We start from the raw sequence: 23833 nt of genomic DNA, 5'->3' as shown, positions 1-23833 counted from the left end.
TGATCATCATCGCCGTCGTCATCGCAATTGTGCTGCTGGGCGTGTATCTGGTGATACGCTCCGCTTCGCAGGACATAAATGACGATTATTAAGGAACCGGGGACGTCGAGGGCAAAGGAACGCCCCATCAGTTTCCCTCTCATTTTTCCCCTTCTTTATCTTCTTCGCAGTGAATCGTAGCGGCGCGATTTATCGCGCAAGTCAGCAGCTTGACCCGCAGCAACCCAACACACATCACATATTCATTAAACATCCATAAACCCCGACCAGACGTTGTCGATAACCTTAAGTAGTTGAAGATTCGTTGGGAAAGAAAAAAGCAGAAACGTGACGATGGCGTGAAACAGCAGAAAGTGAGTGTGGCAAAGTCAGTTAGGGCAGAAAAGATTTTATCTTGCGTGGTTGGCTCTTAGAGAGCCCAGGAGCGTTGAATGCTGACAATACAGATTGTGACCGCTGTAGCGATTATGGCGAGTGCCGGACGCCATTTTTTACGTTCAACCATTAATGATGTAGACAACGATTACTGATCAAAGGCCAGCCAAATCCTGATGCTGATTTTGTTCCTGTAGGCGCGCACCTTGGCGCGCCCCAGGGCAGCTCTTAAGCCGCTTAATTCACTGCCCCACTTAACCTTTATTCGCCGCCTGCACATGCAGCATATCCAGCGCCAGCGTAGCCGCAGCCAGAGAAGTGAGGTCTGCGTGATCGTAACCTGGCGCCACTTCCACCAAGTCCATCCCGACAATATTCATCCCCTGCAAACCACGAATCAGCTTAGTGGCTTTATCGCTGGTCAGGCCGCCAATCACTGGCGTACCGGTGCCTGGTGCATGAGCCGGATCAAGGCAATCAATGTCAAAGGTCAGGTACACCGGCAAGTCACCCACGGTGCGCTTCACTTCAGCCAGAATATCGTCAACGCTGCGATCGTTAACCTGCGCCGCATCAAGTACGTTAAAACCGAGGCTCTTATCAAACTCGGTACGAATACCGATCTGCACTGAATGGTTAGGATCGATCAATCCTTCCTTCGGCGCGGTGAAGAACATGGTGCCGTGGTCAAACGTCGGGCCATTAGAGTAGGTGTCGGTGTGCGCATCGAAGTGCACCAGCGCCATCTTACCGAAATGCTTGGCGTGCGCACGCAGCAGCGGCAGCGTGACGTAGTGGTCACCGCCGAAGGTCAGCATACGTTTACCGTTAGCCAGCAGCTTTTCAGCGTGCGCCTGCAGTTTGTCTGACAGATCTTGTGAATCACCGAACGCATAAACCAAATCACCGCAGTCCACCACGTTCAAACGCTGACGCAGATCGAAATCCCACGGCCAGCGGCAGCCTTCCCACGCGAGGTTAGTGGAGATCTGACGAATCGCGCCTGGTCCTAAACGGCTGCCCGGACGGCCCGAGGTCGCCGCATCGAAAGGTACACCGGTAATCACCCACTCAGCATCGCTGTCATAAGGCTGGAAGTTTACCGGGAAGCGCATGAAACCGAAGGCATTGGAAACCAGGGAGTTATCGTACTGATTGCCCAGGGTGTTATACATAACTTGTCCTCTTTAGATCCGTGAGTCGGTTAGTCACTAAAATATAGATAAAAAAAATCCCCTCCGCGTCGTTAGGCCCGACGAGGAAGGGATTTGTTGAAGCTGATTATCGCCAAGATTCCCGCTATCTGCAATCGGCACTTACGAATCGCTCCAACTACTACTTTTTGTAAAAAACAGTGAATTATATCGCCATGGGATTCATTAGCCGAATTGATTGCAACCTCAAAAGATTCAACCATACAAAAACCAGCGCGTTAAAATAAAACCATAAAAATCAATGTGATAAACAAAAAACAAGTAACAGAGACATTTAATAGGATTTACTAATTATTTGCAGAATATTAATAGAGGAAAACGTTTAGGATTATTTTGACATGCTCTGTAACGTACAGCCTCTAAATTAGGGAAATTCTTACAGACAAGCAGGGAATGGCGATTCACATGGATGCAATAATTTCGTAACGAAAGCATCCTATTGAACGCATTAGCGTCACCATTTCCACGTATTGATCAGAACTCATAATCTGAATTTGCGTAAATATGCTGAATTATTCAGCACACCCTCTCGTCTTGAAAACCCCACCCTCTCCCCTACACCGCCCGAATTGTACCCAGTGCATTGGTAGCTATTGAGCCAAGGGCGGTAGCGTGCACAAATTCAACCCAACGATAATGAGTTTTTGAAATGGCCAGAAGTGGATTTGAAGTCCAGCAAGCTGCCGTTAAGGCACTTTTTCTACGCGAAATACGAACACGATTTGGAAAATATCGGCTGGGTTATTTTTGGGCGATATTGGAACCTGCTGCGCATTTATTAGTTTTGTTAGGTATCTTCGGTTTTATTATGCATCGCACAATGCCTGACATATCATTTCCGGTTTTTTTGCTAAATGGAATTATCCCTTACTTTATTTTCAGTAATATCAGTAATCGCTCAGTGGGAGCAATTGAGGCAAATCAGGGGCTATTTAATTACCGTCCCGTAAAACCTATTGATACGATAATTGCAAGAGCAACTCTCGAATCTCTAATTTACATATTTGTATATGCGATTTTAATGCTTTCAGTTAGCATTGCCGGGGAATATTTCTCAATAACCAATCTATTACAATTAATATCCTCATGGATGCTTTTGATAATATACTCAAGCAGCATCGGTATTATATTTATGGTGATAGGAAATGAATATAAGGAAACACAAAAGTTCCTGCCAATTATATTAAAGCCATTGTATTTCTTATCATGCATAATGTATCCATTGCATACTATTCCACGAGAATATTGGCCCTATTTTTTATGGAACCCCATTGTCCATGTGGTTGAGCTAAGCAGGGAATCTGTAATGCCCGGTTATATCAGCGAAGGGATAAGCTTAAATTATCTAGCATTTTGCACATTAGCTATATTATTTCTCAGCCTAACGATGTATCGCGTTAATGAGAAAAAAATGCTTATGAGCAAGTAACTAACAAAACAAAGAGATAAAAATGAAAATACTTTTCTATATAAATCCATTTTTTGTCAGAGGCAACCCAGCATTTTATGATGGTGCTATTAAAAAGAAAATTGCTAAACAAGCGGCTAAGCTTTACGCAAACAATTGTGATATATATATACTCACAAATGAATACAGCCAAAAGTTGGCTGAAGAACAAGTACCTTTCGCAACAATAATTCCAATCAAGCAGTGTGATATATCCAACTCTAATCTAAAAAATGTTAATGTTGAAAAAAATCTTTATGAGAATTGCTTTGAAACAGAACTTGAATTAAAAAAATTATTGAGAGATAAAATCCCACTAGATTTAGACTGTATCATTTCATGGGAAACACCCATTGATTTTTTAAAACACGATTATCCTAATACCCTTCTCGTTCATCAAATGCCCGGTTTTTTAAGCAGAGTGCCATTCCCAGAACTATTAACATTTGATAGTGAAGGACTATTCAATAAAGGTAAAATTAACTCTGACATTTCGAATTATAAAGCAAACCCAAAATCTGCAGAGCTACTGGGCTACATTAGAAATGATTTGTTAAGCTTCATTGAAGAACATAATCCCTTTGAACGCTGTGAATTAGATCCAGAATCTGAATTTGAAAAATTAATTTTACTTCCGCTTCAAATTACAGATCAATATTCATTCCTTAGTGAGACTAATTATAAAAATCAACTTGACTTAATGATTGATGTCTTAAGTAATACACCGACCAATATAGGTGTTATTGTAACTCAGTATAAAACCGGGAGCACTGCAGAAGAAGTCATTAATGAAGAAAACTATCAAGATTATAAAAACATTTATCCTAATCTTATTTGGTCTGAAAGTTTTAGTTTAATTGATAACTCTAGCCAATATTTGATCTCTTCTGTCGACGCGGTTGTGACCGTATCATCTTCAATAGGAATTCAAGCTCTATTATGGAATAAGCCACTAATTTCTATTTGTAACAACTATTTGAATTCTCACAGCGATTACAAATCGTTGACTAACTATGCCAAAGGTATTGAAAACAAAAAAGAAGTAGAAACTGATTTGTTTTTAAAATGGCTATTATCATCTCACCAACCTTTAGTTTCTTTGCTTTTTGAAAGTTCAGACTTCCTTATAAAGCTATTAGAAAAAATAAAAACAAAAAATAATAACTATAGCTTTTATGATTTAGATGAGGATTATAACAATCATTTCCGCAATGCTATAAAAAAAGATATAGCTGAAAGTATTATCAGACAAAAGTTTACAATTAAAAGCACAAGTACTTTAGTCGAAAAATTTAAATCAAAAATATCAGAATTAAAGCCAAACCTTATTTCATTTGACATTTTTGATACATTGGTTGATAGAAAGGTTGAACAACCTGCTCATATATTTAGCTTAATAGAGAGAAAGGTAGAAAAATTAACCTTTGGAAAAATAAGTAATTTTTGCACTATTCGACAATCATCTGAACGTTACTTGCGAGAAAAATTATCTGGTGGCATGCAAGAAATAACATTGCAGGAAATATATGCTGAAATTGAGAGGCGATCAGGTATATCGAAAGAACAAACATTCGCTGTGAAGGAATTAGAAATAAGTGAAGAATTAAAAAGTCTTGACTCAAGATTGGCGGGTAGAAAACTCTTTGACGCTGCATGTAAAACTAATGCTAAAATAATATTAATAAGCGACATGTATCTTGATAATGAGACAATATCCAAGATACTTCATAAAAGTAACTATCCGAGCATTAAATTATACCTGTCCTCCGACATCGGCTTGAGAAAGCATGAAGGGGATCTATTTGATTATGTTTCAAATCTAGAAAATGTAGACCATAAAAAATGGTTGCACGTTGGTGATAACACCCATGGTGATATTAAAATACCAGCATCTAAAGGAATTCAAACATTTCATATAAAAAGTGCCTTTAGAAACATTGAAACAAATGAAAAGCTTTTTAATTTAATTAAGCCTGACAGAAAAACACGTTCTTTAGCTGAATCGGCAATATATGGACTAATTCAGAAGAAGTATTTTGATGACCCCACTTCGTTAATACCATCAAACACTCATGTCGGAGGTGATGCTTACAAGTTAGGCTATATTGCCATCGCTCCTCTAATGTTTGGCTTTTTACAATGGATTATGACTCAAGCTAAAAGAGATGGTGTTGATCAATTACTTTTCTTGTCGAGAGATGCTCAAGTCTTATATCGGATGGCGAATGTTTTATTCCCAATCGAAGATGGCTGGCCTGAAATTAAATATGCATTGAGTTCACGAAGGTCTGCCAGAGTCGCTTCTATTTTCCATAAAGGTGATATTTCAGAGCTTATTGATTCTGCAATATCAAACTGTAAGTTGAATGAGTTTTTCTCTGGGAAATTTGGGTTTGACATATTCTCAACTGATGTTGAATTAATTCATAAGCATGGATTTAATTCGTTCGATCAACAAATATCCCACCTAAATAGAGAGCAGCTAAGAGAACTTTCATATGATATTTCAAATGAAATTATCGCTGCAGCAAAAAAAGAACGCGAACACTTAAGAGACTACTATGTAAAATTAGGGGTGACCGAAAAAAATAGTATTGGTTTAGTCGATATAGGCTATGCTGGAACTATGCAAGCAGCGTTAGAAAAAATAACTGATGCGGAACATATTAAGGGATATTATTACATCACCTTTGAATCTGCTCTAAATCAATTGGAACGCACTGGCTCAATGCGGGGTTATGCTGGTGAGTTTGTAAAGCGCCAAATACATAGCGACCCTATTTGCCATAATGGTTTTTTATACGAGACTATTTTCTGCAGTTCAGATTCATCATTTATTGCATTCAAAGAAAAAAATGAAAATCATGCCATGCCAACTTTTATTAATAATAGTTTCGATTATAAAAGAAGAGGTATAGTGGATAAAATTCACAATGCTTGCGTTAGCTTTGCTAGAGATCTTCGCTCAACTTACGATAGTGATGTTTCAAGTTTGCTAATCAACTCAATCACTGCATCAAAAATATTTAATGATTTCATAATTAACCCTAGTGGTCGTGATGCTGAGATTTTTGAAGGGTGTATATTTGAAGATGCATTCTCTGGTAGCAAGCTAAGATACATTGTTCCACCTAGAAACTTGATAATAGCTGGCAAGCTATCTCCAGGAGATTTTATTTGGAGGGAAGGAACAGCCGTTTTTAGCAGACGTCCAGATATTAAAAATTCAGATGGCAAACCAGTTAGCAAAATTGAGTTAAAAAATAGCGAAAAATCTAAGATTCTGAATAGTAATCTTAAACATTCATTACCTAGTAGTAACGAGGCCAATAAGAGACCAAATAGCACGCAAAGCTCATCACTCAACGCCACATCAAAAAAAAGGCGTCGGGAGTCAATTGAGATTTATCTTGTGAATAAATTCGTTAAGAGTACTAATAAGAAGAATAAATACTTCAAGAATAGAGAGTCATTCTTTAAAGACTCAAAAAGCAGACTGATAAGTCTATACTGGAATAAATTCGGTAAAAGCTTTTAAAATGTCTGGGGGGCCCCCCCCCCAAATAAAACATCATGAGAATACTATGATTGAAATAAAAAACCTAACCAAGTTTTATAAAACGAAAAAGGGGAAGCACTATATATTTAACGATTTAAATATTGTTATCCCTGAGGGTAAAAGCATAGCATTGATCGGCCGAAATGGAGCAGGAAAATCAACTCTAATGCGTCTTATAGGAGGAATAGACTTACCTAATTTTGGTTCAATTAAAACCAATAAAACCATTTCGTGGCCTGTCGGTTTATCCGGTGGATTTCAAGGTAGTTTAACTGGCAGAGATAATGTCAAATTTGTATCAAGATTATATTGCAAAGAAAATGAAATTGGAGAAAAAATAAATTACGTTGAGCAATTTTCAGAGCTAGGAAATTATTTTGATATGCCAATAAAAACTTATTCATCCGGAATGAAATCAAGACTAAGCTTTGGATTGAGTATGGCATTTAATTTTGATTACTACTTAGTTGATGAAGTTACTGCTGTTGGTGATGCAGCATTCAAAAAAAAATGCTCAGAAATTTTTCACGAAAAGACCATTTCGTCAAAACTCATCATGGTATCACATAGTTTATCCTCTTTACGAAAATATTGTGATCATGCTATTTATATAGGCCCTAATTCTTCTGTTCAGTTATATGAAGATATTGATCAAGCAATACACTTTCATAAAATCGATCAAGGTGTATAACAGATACAAATCGCTGAATTTTAATTCATAAAATGGTGAGGTTTTAATGAAGCTGACGAGACGATTGCTATTTAAGAAACTAATGCCATCAACAATACTTAGCTTATTCTCAATATCATGTGCATATGCCAATGAGAAAAATAAAACCGCTTCAAATTCATTAGCCGACCCCATAAAAGAAAAAATAGACGACGTAAATGTCACAATTTCCTCTGATTATTTAAGTGGTAATGAACTTACACAAAGAGATTTAAACCAAGAAGTCATAAACATTAAAATTTTTGGTGCAAAAGGCGATTATAGTCCTGAGAATGGCGGAACCGATAACACCAAAGCTTTTCAAAAAGCTGCTAATTATTGTTCTCAGTCAAACAATAGAAAATTATATTTAGGCCGTGGGAATTACTTAGTTACAGATACAATAAAAAGCTCTCCATTTTTATTAGAGGGGGAGAAAGGTTCTACTAAAATCACAGCAAAAAACATGTCTGAAAAAGTCGTGTTTGACATGACATTATCGTCTCCAGATGCAGGACGAATCATAGGGGTCGTGGATATTGAATTAATAGTTGAAGGTAATAATGTTGACTGTTTCCTATTAGGCCCTAAGTCATCTTCGTTTTATTTTGAGAAGCAACTTCGCTATTTTATTAAAGGGAATTACTGTCACGGTACCGTTAGAAAAGAAAAGGCTTATGGTTTTTCATGGGATTATGGTGCGCGAAAATGGTTTAGAATAGGAGATTGTATTCAGGCGATTATCACAGAAAACTGTATACAAGGTACTTACGATCTCCAGAAACCTGAGAATGGCCAGTTTAGCGATGTAGGTATTGAATTAGATGCTGATGCAGCTGTATTATCAGCAAGAATACATGACAATAATATCGGCCCAATTAAAAACGCACTAAATATTGTTAATCGTGTGTTCTTTAGCATGCATGATAATGACATTATTGGAACTTTAGATGGTTTAATTTGGTCTGGAGAACAAGCATTTGGTGAACCTAAAATTCATCACAACAATTTTAATTCCCAAAGATATGGAATATACGTCAAAGGTGCCAACTCTTTAAGTTTTAATGACAACACAATTCGACGTCACCGTAAAGGATGGAAAAAATCTAACGATGACTGGTACGGTTTTAGATTAGAAAGAATATCAGATCTAAAAATATCGGGTAATACAGTACAACCTGATGAAAGCAGCGGTTTATTTCCGAATAAAAAGTATGCCTACTATCTTGACTCTTGTTCACTTGGAACTTTAGAGGGAAACTTTATTGGAGTGGGTTGCGAGGAAGGCATCATTCTTCGAAACTGTACAGGATTCAATTTAAGCAATACAGTCACAGCTCAAAATGAGATAGGTGATATTTTGTTCTATATGACTGACAACACACGTAAAATAAACATAAATTCATACAGCCTTGTTTCTTCATTTAAAGGAAAAGCTTTCGAAAAAGATGACAGCAAAATAAACGAAATAAAATTAAATAGTTTAAACATTCAAGAAAACGATAATGCGTTTGAAATAAAAGCAGAAAAGATCCGTATCAATGATGGATTCGATCTAATTTCTGGCTCTGATGACCCTCAAGGGAGTATTAGTGCAACTAAAGGGTCATTGTATTTACGATCAGGGGATAATGGAACGCCATCTTTATATGTGAAAGTTTCTGGTTCTGACCAAAATGGTTGGAAATCTATTACTTAGAGTAAGATCTTGAAATGAAAGAAAAAAATGATTTTATTAAAATAATTACACGTGACAAAAATCTTCCTACTGTTATTGCTTTTTCATCTGTAAACACACCAAAAGGAAAATTCAAACCTTTTAAAATAATAAACTCATCAAATTTAAATATAATTTTTGTAAACGACGATGGGAACAGATGGTACCAAAATGGGATTGATGGAATTTCAGCTGATTCCAAAAATTGCGCTGAAAAATTGGTCGCCTATGCGAGAACCATTGGCAACGGCCGAGTAATAACTTTCGGAACGTCAATGGGTGCTTATGGCGCCGCTTTGTACGCTCTACTTGGCAATGCTGATGGATGCTTAGCCTTTGGTGTTGAATCTGAAATTGGCCTACCCGGTAGCCGTAGTGAAATATATTGCATAAATAAAGTCAAGAATGCATACAGCAATTTAAATGAACTAATTAACCACTCTAGTTTACCATTCTATTTTTTTGCAAGCGAAAGTGATGAGATAGATTTAATTAGCATATTATCTTTATCTGGGGAAAATATAGAACGGTATCTCATCAAAGGAATTGAACACCCAGGGGTGCAATTGTATGACATTGACGGAAAGGTTGGTGAGCTAATCCTCGAGTTCGCAAACACCCTTAAAGTTAACATCCGAAGTCATAGAATATACAATTTAAAAAGAAAAGGAAATGAGAAGTTAGCATTTGAATTATATAATGCCATGTTAATTAAAAATTCAGGGAATCACAAAGCTTGGCTCGATTTCCTTATAAATATAAATGATAAATTCAAGTTAAATCCTGTTTTGTTATCAAAGCTAGGAGAAGCTTACCAAAAAAATGGAAAGACTTATGATGCCAATGAAGCTTGGTTGCAGTCCATAAAACTGTGTAATTTTCAGAGTGAAGCTTTAGCGAAATTGGGGGCAAACTTAAGAAGACAAGGTCAAACATACCAAGCAAAAAAGTTACTTTTAAGGTCTGTTGAAATTAATCCATTTTCAGCTCATGCTCATCATACATTGGCCCAGATATTCATTGATCTCGATGAAACAATTCGTGCTGAACAACATTTCAGAGAAGCATGCAGATTGAATAAAGGAAATTCAGCGTTCCAGAAATCACTAATGAATTTCTTAGAGTTAGATATAAATAAAAAAACTGCTGAACTGTCAAGAATGAAAAACATCTAGAACGGTAAAACCTCATCACCCTTAGAACATCTAGCATTGGCATTATTAGTAACATTAAAGTTGAAATTTACACCAACTTTTTCTCTGTTCACTTTTCCAATGATGTAATAAACCGCATTCACCTGAGTATTTTCCAACAAATACCCCCTAAACTGCTTAAACAACTTCATATCTGGCTTAAACCCAGCCTGCCAGAACTGGTGCAAATGCCCTTGATACGTCAATCCTTTGATGTCGTACAGGGCATTGCCCATCACCTTCAGGGGCTTGTTGTGAATCAGCGCTGAAATCCCCGCCGTACTGTTAATTGTGACCACCGCTTTGGCGTGCATCAGCAATTCTGGCATGGGGAGATCATGCACATAGATCACACGGTCGCTCACACCAAACTCTTTCCCTAAGCGCTTAATCAGCGGCCCATATAACCGGTGGCCGCGATCCATCGGATGATGCTTGATCACCAGATGGCTATCTTTTGGCGCTTTACGCGCAAACGAAAACATCACGTCATTAATATAATCACGTACATCTTCATAGCGGCTATGGTTACGAATTTGGCTGTCGTTGTACACCTGCAAGATCGCCAGGTAATAGCGCTGATCAAGTTCAGATTGTAAACGTGGCAACACCTTGCGTTGCATTACGCCATACAACTGTTTGCGCCAGTAAGCGCGAATCCAGCACTGTGCCTCGTACCACGGTGAGAAAGACTTGTGATGACGGTACTTGTAGAACTCATGTCGGTGACGCCACCCTACGAGATAGTACCAAGTCGCATGGCCGATGCGCTTCGCCGCAGAGGGCTTGAGGTGTTCAACATCGCGAACGGGAATTTCAGGCAACTGACGATAAAACTCCGGATCGCGTGGCAGTGAAGAGTGTGCGTTGACCCCGCCCTCCTCCACCGTAATGAAGTGCGGACGCAGGTAGCCCTCTTCGAATGCCAGGAAGCGTATGCCTTTCGCCTTTGCCCAGCGACTCGCCGCCTGATGCAAAGGACGACAATCCCCGAAACACAGAATGGTATCGAAGTCATAATTTGCATGGGTGTCACGCAGCCAACGAGGAAACTGTTTCGGCGTTTCCTGATACGTCAGGTATTCACGCTGGCGACAGTAAAACCGATCGCCACCGTTGAATACGACATTCACGGCTTCACGTCCCAATGATTCCAGCCAAACGGCTACATCATTGAAGAACGGTCCCATCGGCCCCTGTAACAGCAGGTATTTTTTCCCAGACAGCAAAACGGTCAATGCATTACTGTGCATATTCAACCTTCATGGTTATTCATTATTGTCCGTAACCGGCTGTGGTCAGCCGAATTTGACCTTAATAAACATCACTAACTTGCGGTAATGACGGATAATCCGCCCCGCTTTCTTTTTTGTAATAAACATCTGTCGCCGCGGAGTCTGGATCAGATATTCAGCCGCTTCTTCAGCCGCTATCGGTTCCAGGCGCAGGGGATGGATGTAACTTGGATAGACAATCAAAGCCTGATAAATCAGGTCTAATAACGAGAGTGAACGCCCACGGCGATTGCAGCAATGTTCATCGGTGGTCACTCCCCAGCCCGCATAAAAAGGCAGGCCGTAACAAAAGACTTTCTTACCGTGCAGTAAGGCTTCAAAACCTGAAAGTGAGGTCAGCGTGTGCAGCTCATCGGCCACCTGAATGCACTGGATAATGTCCGCATCCAGCGCCTGATAATCAGCTAATTGCTGCACCTGCTCTGCTGGTATATCGCCTTTACGATTACCCACCAGCACATCAGGATGTGGCTTATAAATCAGAAATGCTTCCGGGTTACGCTCACGCACGGTACGCAGTAATCCCAGGTTGGTATTGATGGAGACGGTGCCAGTAAGGATCGAAGCGTCATCTTCAACCTGGCCCGGCACCAAAATCACTGTCTTATCCTGTGCTGCATGCGGTAGTTTGAAATCTGCGCCAAGGTTATATTTACTGAGTTTGCTCTCAACCAGACGCTTCTGAAGTTTTTCAGCCCGCAACTGCTGCGCCAACGTCAGTTGGCTATGATTCAATAACACTTCGAGATCGCTTGGGCGCGTTGCATCGTAATAGATACCGCGCTTATCCAGCACCAGCGACAGCGGCGGTAATAGGTCAGATCCCAAACCAGAGGACCGCAAGAAGCCATCTTCCATCCGCCATACAGGTAGCAGACGTTGATTCGCTTCATCACGCCAGCGTTGCTCACCCTTCACACCCCATACCACACATGCAGTTGCTTCAGAACAGCGGCGAGAAAAGCGCACTCTGTTTGCCGTGGTGCGTAAGAAGGGTTTGAGGATGGTGGATTTCCACAACGTCAATCCCGGTGCCCACAAGTAACCGCTTCGCTGCTGCTGGTGCCGACGCTGCAACTGCATCCATTGCAACACGGTGAACAGATCGGTAGCCGCGCCAGATTGAGGGTCGATATAGCGGCAATAACGCAGGTATGCCGCGGCAAATAAATCAACTAATGACGCAGAGCCACGACGCTCAGCGAGCTGCGTAGATTGCGGATGGCGATCGTCAGTCAACCCCCAACCGGCATACCAAGGCTGACCGAAGCAGATTACGGGTTTACCCGCGATAAGCGCCTCAAAACCGTATTGCGACGTCATCACATAGACGCGTGAAACGTGGCGTAACAGTGACTGAGGGCTGACATTATCGGCCATCAGATGCACACGATGCGTAGATTGCAATGATGCGAAGTAACCGGCTTTCTTGCCTTGTAAGACATCAGGGTGAACTTTGACCCAGATAATCGCTTGAGGGTTTTCTTTAATGGCGGCGTCTAACATCGCAGCAAAGTCATCGGCCCCCGCATTGCCGTATGTCACCGACATATCGTTAAAGGTCTGGTCAACCACCAGCACCAGTTCGGGGTTCAGTGCTTCGCCCGCCACAAACGACGGAGCCTGGTTATATTTCGACAGGTCTTCAGTGACTATGGTTTGCATCGCCTCGCGCGCCTGCTCAGTTAAAGCGGCATTACCCGCTTTATCCTGAATCAGCTGCTCCAGCGCACTTGGCTGATTGGCATCGTAGTAAATGCCAATGTCGTCTATCACGATAGAGAGCGGTGGCGCACCATTAACACCAAGATCTAGCGAACGGATAAACCCATCTTCAAGGCGAATAACAGGTTTACCTGCAGCCTGTGCCAGCGCAACCGGTTTGGCCGCACTTGGTCGATGACCCCACACCGCAACAGCATCTATCTCTTGCGGAATCGGACGCAGTGCAGAAAGCCTCTGGCACGGTTGTGCCAGAAAGTTTTCCAGATGCGGAATGCGCCAGATACCCGAAGAGAAGATACCGATCATGTGTTTTCTGTTAGCTCCTGTGCCATGAGCTTGCGCACTTTTTCCAGACAAGCTGGTGTATCCACACCCGGTCCGGTAGCGGCCACTTCAAATGCACGAATCGCAATACCCGCGTTCATCAAACGCAACTGTTCCAGTGATTCAGCCTGTTCCGGCATGGCCTCCGGCAGTTGGCTGTAGTTCTGCAATACATCACGGCGATAGGCGTAAATACCGACGTGTTTCAGGTAGCGCGCCTTATCGGCATTACGCGGATAAGGAATCGGTGAGCGGCTGAAGTAAAGTGCATCACGGCGCGTGTTCACCACGACTTTTACCGTACTGGCTTCCAGCGCTTCTTCCGCCGTAATCGCATGGCACAACGTTGCCACAGGCAGCTCTGCATCATCACGCATTCCCTGCACCAGGTGGGCCACATCCTGCGGGCGAATCATCGGTTCATCACCCTGCAGATTGATGTAGATATCCGCTTCAACCTTCTGCATCACTTCAACTAAACGGTCAGTGCCCGATTCATGATCGCTGCGCGTCATAATTGCTTTCCCGCCGAAGCTTTCGACTGCCTGCATTACGCGCTCGTCGTCGGTCGCAACCCACACTTCCGCCACATCCGCCACTTGCAGAGCACGTTCATAGACGTGCTGGATCATCGGCTTACCAACGATATCCAGTAACGGCTTACCTGGCAGACGCGAGGAGCCAAAACGGGCGGGGATAACAATCACTGCTTTGTTCATATCCATTCCTTAGATCGACAGAATCACTTTCGCACCCACCGCCAACTGGTAGAGGATGGTGGAAATACCGCGCGTCACTTCGATGTTCTTCGATTCGTACTTCGGCAGTACCATCAGCTCGTCACCTGGGTTGAGGGTATCGACATCCTCACCGTTCTCGGCAGCACCGTTCTGACGAATCACGACAATTTTTGAGTTACCCGATTTCTGCGTCAGACCGCCGCACTTCTCGATGTAATCTTTCGGGCTCATGCCCTTTTCCCAGCTGACTGCATTCGGGAACAGCACTTCGCCATGCACCATAACCAGCGAGGTTTTCTGCGGGATGTTAATGACGTCGCCGTCTTCCAGCAGGATAGAATCCAGATTCTGCTCGTTGAGGATCACTTCACCCTTCGGCACCACGGTGCGTGCCTTCGCCACAAAACGGCTGATCAGCTGCGCTTCCTGCATACGCAGGCTGGCTTCTTCTTTGGTAGAGGACTGGGCCGAGAGCGAAGCCTCTTCCAGTTTCTGCAGTGACAGATCCAGCATCTCTTTCTGACGCTGTGCCACAGATGGGCGATAAAGTTGGATCGCACTCATTTCCGACATGCTGTTGGTGCGAATCTTCGCCAGCACTGCACGCATACTTGAACCGTATGGCAGTACCATTGCGTGTTCGCCGGAGTGTGCCCCTTCTACGCGTACCTGGATGGTGCCCGCATAGCGATCGGTGCTGACAATCAGCGTATCGCCATCCTGCAACATACGGCCCGGCGCAGAGCTAAGCGGGTAATACTCGCTGCGTTTCTGCAAGCCTTGCTGACGAATAATGGTGATGTTGGTGGCACCCGGCTTGGCACGTGCCCAACTCAAGGCTTCAGTCACCGGAATGCTGCTGTCACGGAACTCGAAGTCATAACTGTTGAACACGTCACCCTGCACGCTAAAGGTGTGCTGGCGCGGCCCGACGACGATGGTGTCGCCATCAGCAAACTGCGAAAGCCCCAGCTTGCCGTTGAGCAAGAAGTCATACAGGTTGATGCTGGAGCGGACGCGGTTGCCACGCTTCACCACGATATCCACGTAGCTGCCGCGATCCGGATCAACGCCACCCGCTTTGATCAGGTAGTTGAGCAGAGAGTCCGAGGTCACACCGCCATATAAGCCTGGGCTGCGCACAAAGCCTGTCACGTAGACCTTCACTGGCTGCGCTTGCAGCAGAGAGGCATACACGCTGACGTTGGCCTGATACACCTGTTTAACTTTGCTGGTAATCAGCGCATTTAGCTGACTATTGCTGACGCCCGCTACCTGCACCGGGCCGACATTGGGCAGGAAGATATTACCTTTCGGATCAACCTGTAACGCGCCATCAAAGGTAAACGCCCCCCACAGACGCACCTGAATGCTGTCGCCCGGATTGAGCACGTAGCCAGGGTTGAAGCCGACGGTGGCACCGCTGTCAGCACTGGTGCCGTTAAACAGTTGCGCGCCGAACATGCGGCTCATCGCAACGGGTGCCGCCGGTGGTGGCGTGTTATCAAAACCGCTGTTGTTTTGCGTCTGGTTTTGTTGGCCTGTCAGGAATGTTGGCAATGGAGCCGCCCCCGTCAGATTGGGATCGGCATTAATATCCAGCGCAGCGCTGGCAGAGGTGGCCTGCCACGCAGCAATCAGTAAAAGTGACTTTAATAATTTCATGACAAACTCAATTAATCCCGGTGATCTTCAATAACAGCCAGCAGCAGTTTCAGGGTGCCGAATAATAAGCAGCAAACCAGCAACCAACAGGCGATCAAATAAGGTGTATTTGGGAAAGTGGATTCCTGCGGCTGTTGCGGTGAACTGATCACAGACAACACTTTTAATTTGCGCGCCGCTTCCACGCGGGTTTTTTCAATCGAAGTCAGTGCCAGTTTATACAGCTCGGTATCAAACTCGACTTTCGATTTAATCTCTTCGAAATCCACCGCCATACGGTTCAACTTGTGGCCTTGCGGTGCGGTGACCTTGCCCTTTTCATCGTCAATCTGAGCCTGTAATGACTTGATCGCGTTTTGGGCGCTCACCACCTGCGGAGCGTCATCACGCAGATAGGTCAGCAAGTTACGCAGGTCTGCTTCCATCTGGATTTTTTGCCCCACCAGGGTGTTAATCAGGGTCGTGGCGGCCAATGCCTGCGCTTCTGGGTCCAGCATGTTGTTGCTGTTCTGATAGGCAAGCATGTCAGCCTTACTGGCGTTCAGGCGAGTACGCGCTTTCTGCATTTCTTCTTCAGCAAAGGTGAGCTGATCGCGCGCGATACGGTGTGACATTTCATTGATAAAACGCTCGGACTCTTTCAGCACTGCCTGGTTAAATTTCAGTGCAAATTCGGGCGTGAAACCCTGAGTTTGAATATCGAGCAAACCGGTTTTGTCATCGTAAGAGACGCTAATGCGGCTGAGGTAATATTGCAGGAAGCGTTCGACCGTCTCGTCTTTACCAAGATGATTAAGAAAATCCAGCCCACTATGGCTAAAAGCCTCATGAAAATTCAGTTGTTTATCCAGCGCCGCCAGCATATCTGGCGAGTTGATGTACTCTTTCAGATAGAGCGCATCTTCTGCTGAGCTGGTGTTCGATGCCCCCAACAGCAAACCGACATTGAGGCTACTACTGTTCAGGTCATCTGAACGTTTGATCGCGACTTTGGATTCGCTCATATAGCGCGGCTGGCTGAAGATCACGAGGTAGATCAGCAACAGCGCCATCGGCAGCAAAATGATAATTTTCGCCAGGTGTTTCTGGATTTCCGCCAGCGAAACAGCAGAAAAACGCGTACGCATCGTGGATGCGGCGGACTTCACTTTCATCAACATGGAACTATCATCAAATTTTTTATTTGGGTGCTCAGGCACATATTGAGGTACGACTTGCGGCTCGCCGCGCGACACACCCAGTGATATTCGGTTAGTCGAAAATTCGCACTAGCCCGGTAATTTTATTTGTTTTATCAGTCACTAAAAGCGAAGAAACACGATGCTTTTGCATCTTTTCTTCGGCTTCAAAAATCATGGTTTCTTCCGGCAAAGTCAGAGGTTCGCGCGTCATCATTTGTTCGGCAGTGGCTGCGCCCAACGCATCCTCTTTCTCCATAAAACGGCGTAAATCACCATCCGTGATAATGCCTGCCAGATTTCCCGCTGCATCTTCCACCACCACCATGCCTTGGCAGCCACTAGTGATGCGCTGAATGACAATTTTGAATGGCGCATCCGTTTTCACTGTTGGTACATCGCGTTGCATCACATCCACTACGCGCGTCAAAAGACGGCGTCCCAGCGAACCCCCGGGGTGATAGCGAGCGAAGTCATCAGGCATGAATTTACGTTGGTGAATCATGGCAATCGCCAGCGCATCACCAATCGCCATCGTTAAGGTCGTGGATGTGGTAGGTGCGAGATTGTTCGGGCAGCTTTCACTCGTCATGTTGAGTTCCAGCACCGCATCCGCATTTTTAGCCAGCGTGGAGTCACCTTTATTGGTAATCGCCACAATGCGGTTGCCAAAATTCTTGAGCGAAGGCACCAGCTTGAGAATTTCGTCGGTTTCGCCACTGGCAGAGATCAGGATGAGCAGATCATAAGGCGTGATCATGCCGAGGTCGCCATGGAAGGCTTCAGCAGGATGAATAAAGAAGCTGGGTGTGCCCGTTGAAGCCAGGGTGGCAGACATTTTGCGTCCAACATGGCCCGATTTGCCCATCCCGGACAGGATCACATGACCTTTGCAGTTCATGATCAGGTGCAGAGCATTCTGGTATTGCTGGCTATCCAACTGCTGCGCAAGATTTTGCAGCGCGGCACCTTGTTCCGCTAGCGTTTGACGTACGGATTCAATTAACTCCGGCTCAATAACGCCGCGTTGTTGCTCCTGAATTACCACCTGGGTCATGTCAGTTCCTTTGCATGGGTGTTGTAGCAAATGCTATCGCCACACTTTCAAATCACTAAAAGCATCACGACGGGTTGTATTAACGTTTCTTTTCTATCGCAATCTGTAACAAGACGGTTTTATCACGCTGCGTGACAAGTCAAAGCGTGAGCAAAAGCGTCCGCTAAAGGGGTATTGAAGTCTGCTCTTTTTATTATTTGGCACTACGGCGCTCACGGAAAAATCTGAAGTGAGCAAGGGATAGAAATTCGACACTCTATGTAACATACAGTAATAGTCGGCACAAGAATTTTAAGCACATTCTTATTGAATCCTTAGTATGCGAATGGTTAATTTTCAATCTAACATCAGTTAAAAATGACGTTACTTGCTAATTTGAATAAATTAAATCGTGAAAATAAGCCAAACCCACAGCACTTCTCTCTTAAACGCTCTAAAATTTTCAAAAGATTTCAAAAAGCTTCCAATAAATGAAATCCTGCCTGCCACGACCTTAGAATACGTGTAGAGATGTTTAAAATTCACCCAAAAAGTTCGAATAATAAGCTCATCTCATTACGTCACCCATGACACCCATAAAACAGTCAATAACGCGCCTTATCTGTAGTTGTGCATCGTCCTTACTTTCTGACTTAAACATAAAAACAACTTATATCTCATAAACTTTAAGCATAAAAAAAGCCGCTGTTTGCATCACAAACAGCGGCTCAATGACGGTTAACGAACAGCAATTACCGCTCGCGCATCGCCTCTTTGGCTTTGTTAAACGGTTTGATCAGGTAATCCATAATGGTCTTCTCACCGGTTTTGATATCCACCGTAGAAACCATCCCCGGACTGATCGCGAACCGTTTACCGGCTTTGTTCTGCACGTAGTCGTTATCAGTGCGGATATATACACGGTAGTAGTAGATTTCCGGTTTCACTTCATCCTGAATGGTATCCGGCGAAATGCTCTCCACCACGCCGTTCAAGCCGCCGTAGATGGCATAGTCATACGCGGAGATCTTCACCACCGCACGCTGGCCAGGATGGATAAAGGCGATATCACGCGGTGACAGACGCGCTTCGATTAGCAGGCGGTCATTCAACGGCACGATATTCATCAACTCACCGTTTGGCGGGATCACCCCACCCACGGTGGAGACTTTGATGTTTTTCACGATACCGTCCATCGGCGAACGGATAGTCGAGCGAGTTACCGTGTCTTCACGTCCTTTGATGGTCTGCGCCAGGCTGTCGGCTTCGGCACTGGCTTTCGCCAACTCCTCACGCGCCTGCACATAGTACTGCGAGCGCATATCGGTCAGCTTCAGCTCCAGATCCGACTTATCACGTTGCAAGCGCAGCACCTCGACGCTACTGGCTGCACCGGTTTTCGCCAGTCGCTGGGTGATGGCCAGTTCTTTATTGGCCAAGGCCAGCGACTGATTAAACTGCGCCGTGGCATCGGTGAGCTGTGCGCGGCGGGTTTTATACAGCCGAGTTTCTGAGGCGATCAGATCCGGGAACTTGTTCAGCTCTGCGGGGAAGACGAGTTTCTGATCGTTAACCTCTGCATTCAGACGCGCAGCGGCCGCCAGTGCCGCACGATAGCGCGCCGCACTTTCACCCACGTTAGATTCAGAACGCGTAGCATCAAGCCGGGCCACCACCTGTCCGGCTTTCACCCGGTCCCCTTCGTGCACATACAGTTCGGTCAGGATGCCGCCTTCCAGCGATTGCAGCACCTGGTCACGCGAGCTGGGGATCACTTTGCCGGTGCCGGTTGAGACTTCATCCAGCACGCCAAACCACGCCCACACCAGTGACACCAGAATCAAGGCGGCGCTAATCGTGATCAGTCGCACCGCGCCGGTGTAATGGGTTTCTGATTTCAGCTCTCCCAACAAATCGTCAGAAGAGTCGACTTCCGCCGCCGTCACCAGCCGCAGTTTACCGGGAAGTTGCTTCATCATGGGCGCACCTCCGGTGGATTACCGCCCGCACGCGGTGGCGGCAGCGCATTCTCTTTCGGGCTGTCCATCACCAGTTGCCCATCTTTCAGCACCAGCACACGATCCACCAGCGCGAGAATCGCCGCACGGTGTGTTGCAACAATCAGGGTTCGGCCATTGAGCCACGCGCCGAGCCGTTCAATAAACTCTTTCTCGGTATGATCGTCCAGCGCTGCAGTGGGTTCATCCAACAGGATGATATTGGGGTCGCGCAGCAGCATGCGCGCCAGCAGCAGCGACTGACGCTGACCGCCTGATAATCCCACGCCACCTTCCATCACCGGATGGTCCAGCCCCAGCGGCAGACGGCGGATAAAATCAGCCCCGCCGCTCACCGTCAGTGCACCGAAAATGGCATCGTCGGTAGCGTGAGCCGCGCCCATGGTGAGGTTTTCACGCAGCGTGCCGTGGAACAGACGTGCGTTTTGCGTCATCAGGCCCACGTTACGCCGCACATCCGCCACATCAATGTGCGGCAGACTCAGGTTATCCAGGCGCAGTTCGCCCGCCACTAAATCCATACCGCCAATCATGGCTTGCAGCAGGGTCGATTTACCGGAACCGTTGCGCCCCAATACCGCAATACGTTCACCCGGTTTAATCGTCAGGCTTTTAATACGCAGCGCGACCGTGAGGGAGTCGGTGTAATAACGGAACATCGCATCGCTGAACTGGTAGTGACCAAACAGCACCGGGCAGTGGATGCGCGTTTCATCTTTGCTGTTTTCCACCGGCAAGTTCATCAGCGCATCCAGGCTGCCTTTGGCGGCTTTCACCTGCTGCCAACGTGCCAGCACGCCGCACAGCGTGGCCATCGGCGCGATCATACGAGAAGAGAGTAAGGAAGCCGCAACGATGGCACCGGTGGTAATATCCCCGTTAATCACCATCGGCGCGCCGACAACGATGACGCTGGCGTACACCAGCCCCTGCACCGTGACACCCCAGCTGATCAGAGAGTGCATCACTTTGCGCATCTCAACGCCGGACTGCGCGGTAATGCGTATGTAGCTGTTCCACTGTTGCAGGAAACGGTCTTCAGCCTGCATCAGCTTGATATCCTCCAGCCCCTGCACGCTCTCCACCAGCACCGCATTACGCAGCGTCGATTCTTTGAGGTTTTGCTGTGCCAGTTTCGCCAGTTTCTTCTGGCTGAAAATGCCGGGCAAGATCATCAGGATCACCGATATGGGCGCAATCCATGCCAGCTGTGGCGCGATAATTGCCATCACCAACATAAACAGCAGGAAGAACGGCATATCGACAATCGCGGAAACGGTGGTGGAGGTCACCATCTCACGGATTGATTCCAGCTCGCGCAACTGCGAGATGAACGTCCCAGTGGAGCGAGGTACCGCACTGTTACGCAAGCGCAACGCATGGCCAAACACGCGGTCAGAGACGCGCATATCGGCACGTTTACCCAGCAGGTCGGTAACGTGATCGCGCCCGACGCGCAGCACATAGGTAAACACCACCGAGATAATTACGCCGATATAGAGCACATACAGCGTGGGGTAAGATTGCGCGGGAATAACACGGTCATATACCTGCATCGAGAAAATAATGCCGACCAGCGCCATCAGGTTAATCAAAAACGAGCCGAGCATGACGTGCGCATAAGGGCGCATGTCGTGCAGCACCAACCGCCGCAGCCAGTCAGGTTTTACCGTGGCTAAGTAGCGATCGACGCGGCTGTCTTTTGCTGCGGTGACCGGACGCAGCGCCGCCGCAAAGCGGATCTCCGGTAACAGCGTCTCCAGCGCCACCGGAGCCGGTTGTTCGTCACCCGCGAAATGGACACGCACTTCGTCTTCACCATCAAAACTGGTGATGACTCCAACCTGACCATCAGTCAGCTCTATCGCCAGCGGCAAACGCCAACTGGTGATCTCCCATTTGTTCTCTTCATAGAGTTGCAACGATAAGCCCGCCTGACGCGCCAGATGCCGCAACGCTTTGTCACGCGTCTGTTTACCCTGCCACTCAGCCGCGGCCATGATCATGCCCGGTGAACAAGGCAAGCGGTAATGGGTGGCAATCAGGATGATCGCCGTTGCCCATCCATTTAACGGTACGTCCCCTCCGGTTGCATTACTGCTGTCACCGTTGGGTGCGTCGGGAATTTGTAGCTGTGTCATGGCTGGATCTCCACATTCTGGATCCGCTGATTATTCAACGCGAAGGCCGAGCGGATATGCCCGGTGCTGTATAAGCAGTCGAGTTGCAACGATCGTAACTGGCTGATGGTTTGCTGCAGAGTGAAGCGCGTCTGAAACACTTCCTGCTCGGCGTTGAGCACGTCCAGCAGCGGACGCGTGCCGAGTTGCAGATACTGGTCCTGATACAGTTGCTGAGTTTTCTCACCCAACGTCTGTTGCCGCCCCATGATTGCCAGGCTCTGCGACAGACTCAGCGCGGCACTTTGTGATTCACTCAGCTGCTGGCGCGCTTTTAAGCGGGCCGAGTTAACGGCTGCATTTGCCGCCTGCAAGGCGTTGGCAGCGGCATCACGCGCAGCGGTGATCCCCCCGCCCTGATAAATCGGCATTTCCACTTTCACGAACGCCTGATACTGGGTGCGATCCAGGGTTTCACTGCCGGAATAGTGGTCATTAAGATAGTGCGTGACCTGCGGTTCCAGTGAGATGGTGGGCAAGTTTTGCGCGTTGGCGTTATCCAGCTTGGCTTGCGCCTGGTTGGCCTGCGCCCACGCGGACAACACGGTAGGGTTAAGTTTGTCATCGGCTTTGCCCACCGCGCAGGCGCGCGTCAGGTTGACCGGGAAATCATCATTCACTTTTTTGACCAGCGGCCAGCCGAGATAGGTCGCCAGCGTGGCACGCCAGCGATCAAGGTTGGCTTGATACTGGATCAGCGTGGTGCGGGCCCCTTCGATACGCGCATCGGTTTGCGTGGCATCAGAGAGCGAGGCAGCGCCTTCATCGTTACGCTGACGCGCCAGATCGCCAATCTTAGTCAGGGCATCCAATTGCTGTTGAGCAATCTTGACCAACTGCTGATACCCCTGCACTTCCACCAGCGCAGAGGCAGTGTCATGTGCCACGCTATCAATACTCACCAGCACGTTGGCTTGTTCCATCGCCACACCCGCTTCAGCGGAACGCACCGAACTGCTGACTTTGCCGAAGTCGTACAGCATCTGCGACACCGACAATACAAATGATGGGCTGAAGCCCTTTTCGGTATAGGCGTTGGTGTAGCCGTTGTTCATCCCCCCGCTAATCTGCGGATAGTATTTGGCTTTGGCCACATCGACCTGATTTGCCTGTTCCAGCATTTTGCCGACCGCTTCTGCGATATCGGGATGCCACTGGATAGCACGCTGAACAGCCTGATTGATGGTTAAGAAGTCCGGTACATGAGCCAATGCGGGTTCGGCCACTTCACCGGTTAAAGAGGGCAGATCCTGCTGTTGTTGCGCAAGACCCTTCGAAGTAATGATGCCTGCCGAGGTGATCGCGTCACTGGCAGCCATGAGTTGAGCACAATGAAACAACGTGATGCCAGCACAGAAGACGCTGAGCTTGGTTAAACGGCGAGTTGTAGCGCCTGATTGCATCAAATCCATCGATAATCCACCAGTCAGTAACAAAGAAAGGGGCACATCCCTGTGC

General features: G+C 46.1%; 15 protein-coding genes. 5 read left to right on the top strand and 10 right to left on the bottom strand.

Annotated features, from left to right (window positions below):
• Positions 1-629 precede the first annotated feature (629 nt).
• Positions 630-1550: an agmatinase gene (gene speB, locus LK04_RS02855; protein WP_034823229.1), complete on the bottom strand. Its 921-nt coding sequence runs from the start codon at positions 1548-1550 to the stop codon at positions 630-632.
• Between the two features lie 688 nt (positions 1551-2238).
• Here speB and LK04_RS02850 point away from each other — a divergent pair.
• From LK04_RS02850 to LK04_RS02830, 5 genes are read left to right on the top strand one after another with little or no spacing between them, the layout of a single operon-like run.
• Complete coding sequence (locus tag LK04_RS02850; RefSeq protein ID WP_039331897.1) at positions 2239-3018, top strand: ABC transporter permease; 780 nt, start codon at positions 2239-2241, stop codon at positions 3016-3018.
• A gap of 22 nt (positions 3019-3040) precedes the next feature.
• Positions 3041-6574 carry an HAD-IA family hydrolase gene (locus tag LK04_RS02845; protein WP_039331899.1) on the top strand — a complete coding sequence of 1178 codons (3534 nt, stop codon included), beginning with the start codon at positions 3041-3043 and terminating at the stop codon, positions 6572-6574.
• Positions 6575-6620: 46 nt separating this feature from the next.
• A complete protein-coding gene (locus tag LK04_RS19980) occupies positions 6621-7286 on the top strand; it encodes an ABC transporter ATP-binding protein (protein WP_071885723.1) in 666 nt (221 codons plus the stop codon).
• Between the two features lie 46 nt (positions 7287-7332).
• Complete coding sequence (locus LK04_RS02835) at positions 7333-9003, top strand: NosD domain-containing protein (protein WP_071885722.1); 1671 nt, start codon at positions 7333-7335, stop codon at positions 9001-9003.
• Positions 9004-9017: 14 nt separating this feature from the next.
• The gene (locus tag LK04_RS02830) at positions 9018-10196 is read left to right on the top strand and encodes a tetratricopeptide repeat protein (protein ID WP_039331905.1); all 1179 of its coding nucleotides are present in this window, start codon (positions 9018-9020) and stop codon (positions 10194-10196) included.
• On the opposite strand, the gene LK04_RS02825 is transcribed toward LK04_RS02830, so the two are convergent.
• The 9 genes from LK04_RS02825 to LK04_RS02785 form a co-directional block, all read right to left on the bottom strand.
• Complete coding sequence (locus tag LK04_RS02825) at positions 10193-11467, bottom strand: capsule biosynthesis protein (protein WP_052206052.1); 1275 nt, start codon at positions 11465-11467, stop codon at positions 10193-10195. The genes LK04_RS02830 and LK04_RS02825 overlap by 4 nt on opposite strands.
• 45 nt (positions 11468-11512) lie before the next feature.
• On the bottom strand, positions 11513-13540 hold the full coding sequence (locus tag LK04_RS02820) for a capsular polysaccharide biosynthesis protein (protein ID WP_039331907.1): 2028 nt from the start codon (positions 13538-13540) through the stop codon (positions 11513-11515).
• A complete protein-coding gene (gene kdsB, locus LK04_RS02815) occupies positions 13537-14277 on the bottom strand; it encodes a 3-deoxy-manno-octulosonate cytidylyltransferase (RefSeq protein ID WP_039331909.1) in 741 nt (246 codons plus the stop codon). The genes LK04_RS02820 and kdsB overlap by 4 nt, the downstream gene beginning before the upstream one ends.
• 9 nt (positions 14278-14286) lie before the next feature.
• Complete coding sequence (locus tag LK04_RS02810) at positions 14287-15963, bottom strand: polysaccharide biosynthesis/export family protein (protein WP_039331912.1); 1677 nt, start codon at positions 15961-15963, stop codon at positions 14287-14289.
• Between the two features lie 11 nt (positions 15964-15974).
• Positions 15975-17123, bottom strand: a complete 1149-nt coding sequence (locus tag LK04_RS02805) for a capsule biosynthesis protein (RefSeq protein WP_039331914.1) — start codon at positions 17121-17123, stop codon at positions 15975-15977.
• Between the two features lie 91 nt (positions 17124-17214).
• Positions 17215-18198 (bottom strand): KpsF/GutQ family sugar-phosphate isomerase, encoded by a 984-nt coding sequence (locus LK04_RS02800; RefSeq protein WP_039331916.1) that lies wholly within the window; start codon positions 18196-18198, stop codon positions 17215-17217.
• Between the two features lie 731 nt (positions 18199-18929).
• A complete protein-coding gene (locus LK04_RS02795) occupies positions 18930-20153 on the bottom strand; it encodes an HlyD family type I secretion periplasmic adaptor subunit (protein WP_418903648.1) in 1224 nt (407 codons plus the stop codon).
• On the bottom strand, positions 20153-22336 hold the full coding sequence (locus LK04_RS02790) for a type I secretion system permease/ATPase (protein ID WP_059109769.1): 2184 nt from the start codon (positions 22334-22336) through the stop codon (positions 20153-20155). The genes LK04_RS02795 and LK04_RS02790 overlap by 1 nt, the downstream gene beginning before the upstream one ends.
• A complete protein-coding gene (locus tag LK04_RS02785; RefSeq protein WP_039334316.1) occupies positions 22333-23787 on the bottom strand; it encodes a TolC family outer membrane protein in 1455 nt (484 codons plus the stop codon). Before LK04_RS02785 ends, LK04_RS02790 begins: the two co-directional genes overlap by 4 nt.
• Between the last annotated feature and the right edge of the window lie 46 nt (positions 23788-23833).

Source organism: Pantoea vagans (genome assembly GCF_001506165.1).
Lineage (GTDB): Bacteria > Pseudomonadota > Gammaproteobacteria > Enterobacterales > Enterobacteriaceae > Pantoea > Pantoea vagans_C.
The sequence above is the reverse complement of the archived record's forward strand: the minus strand, read 5'-3'. Positions and strand labels throughout refer to the sequence as shown.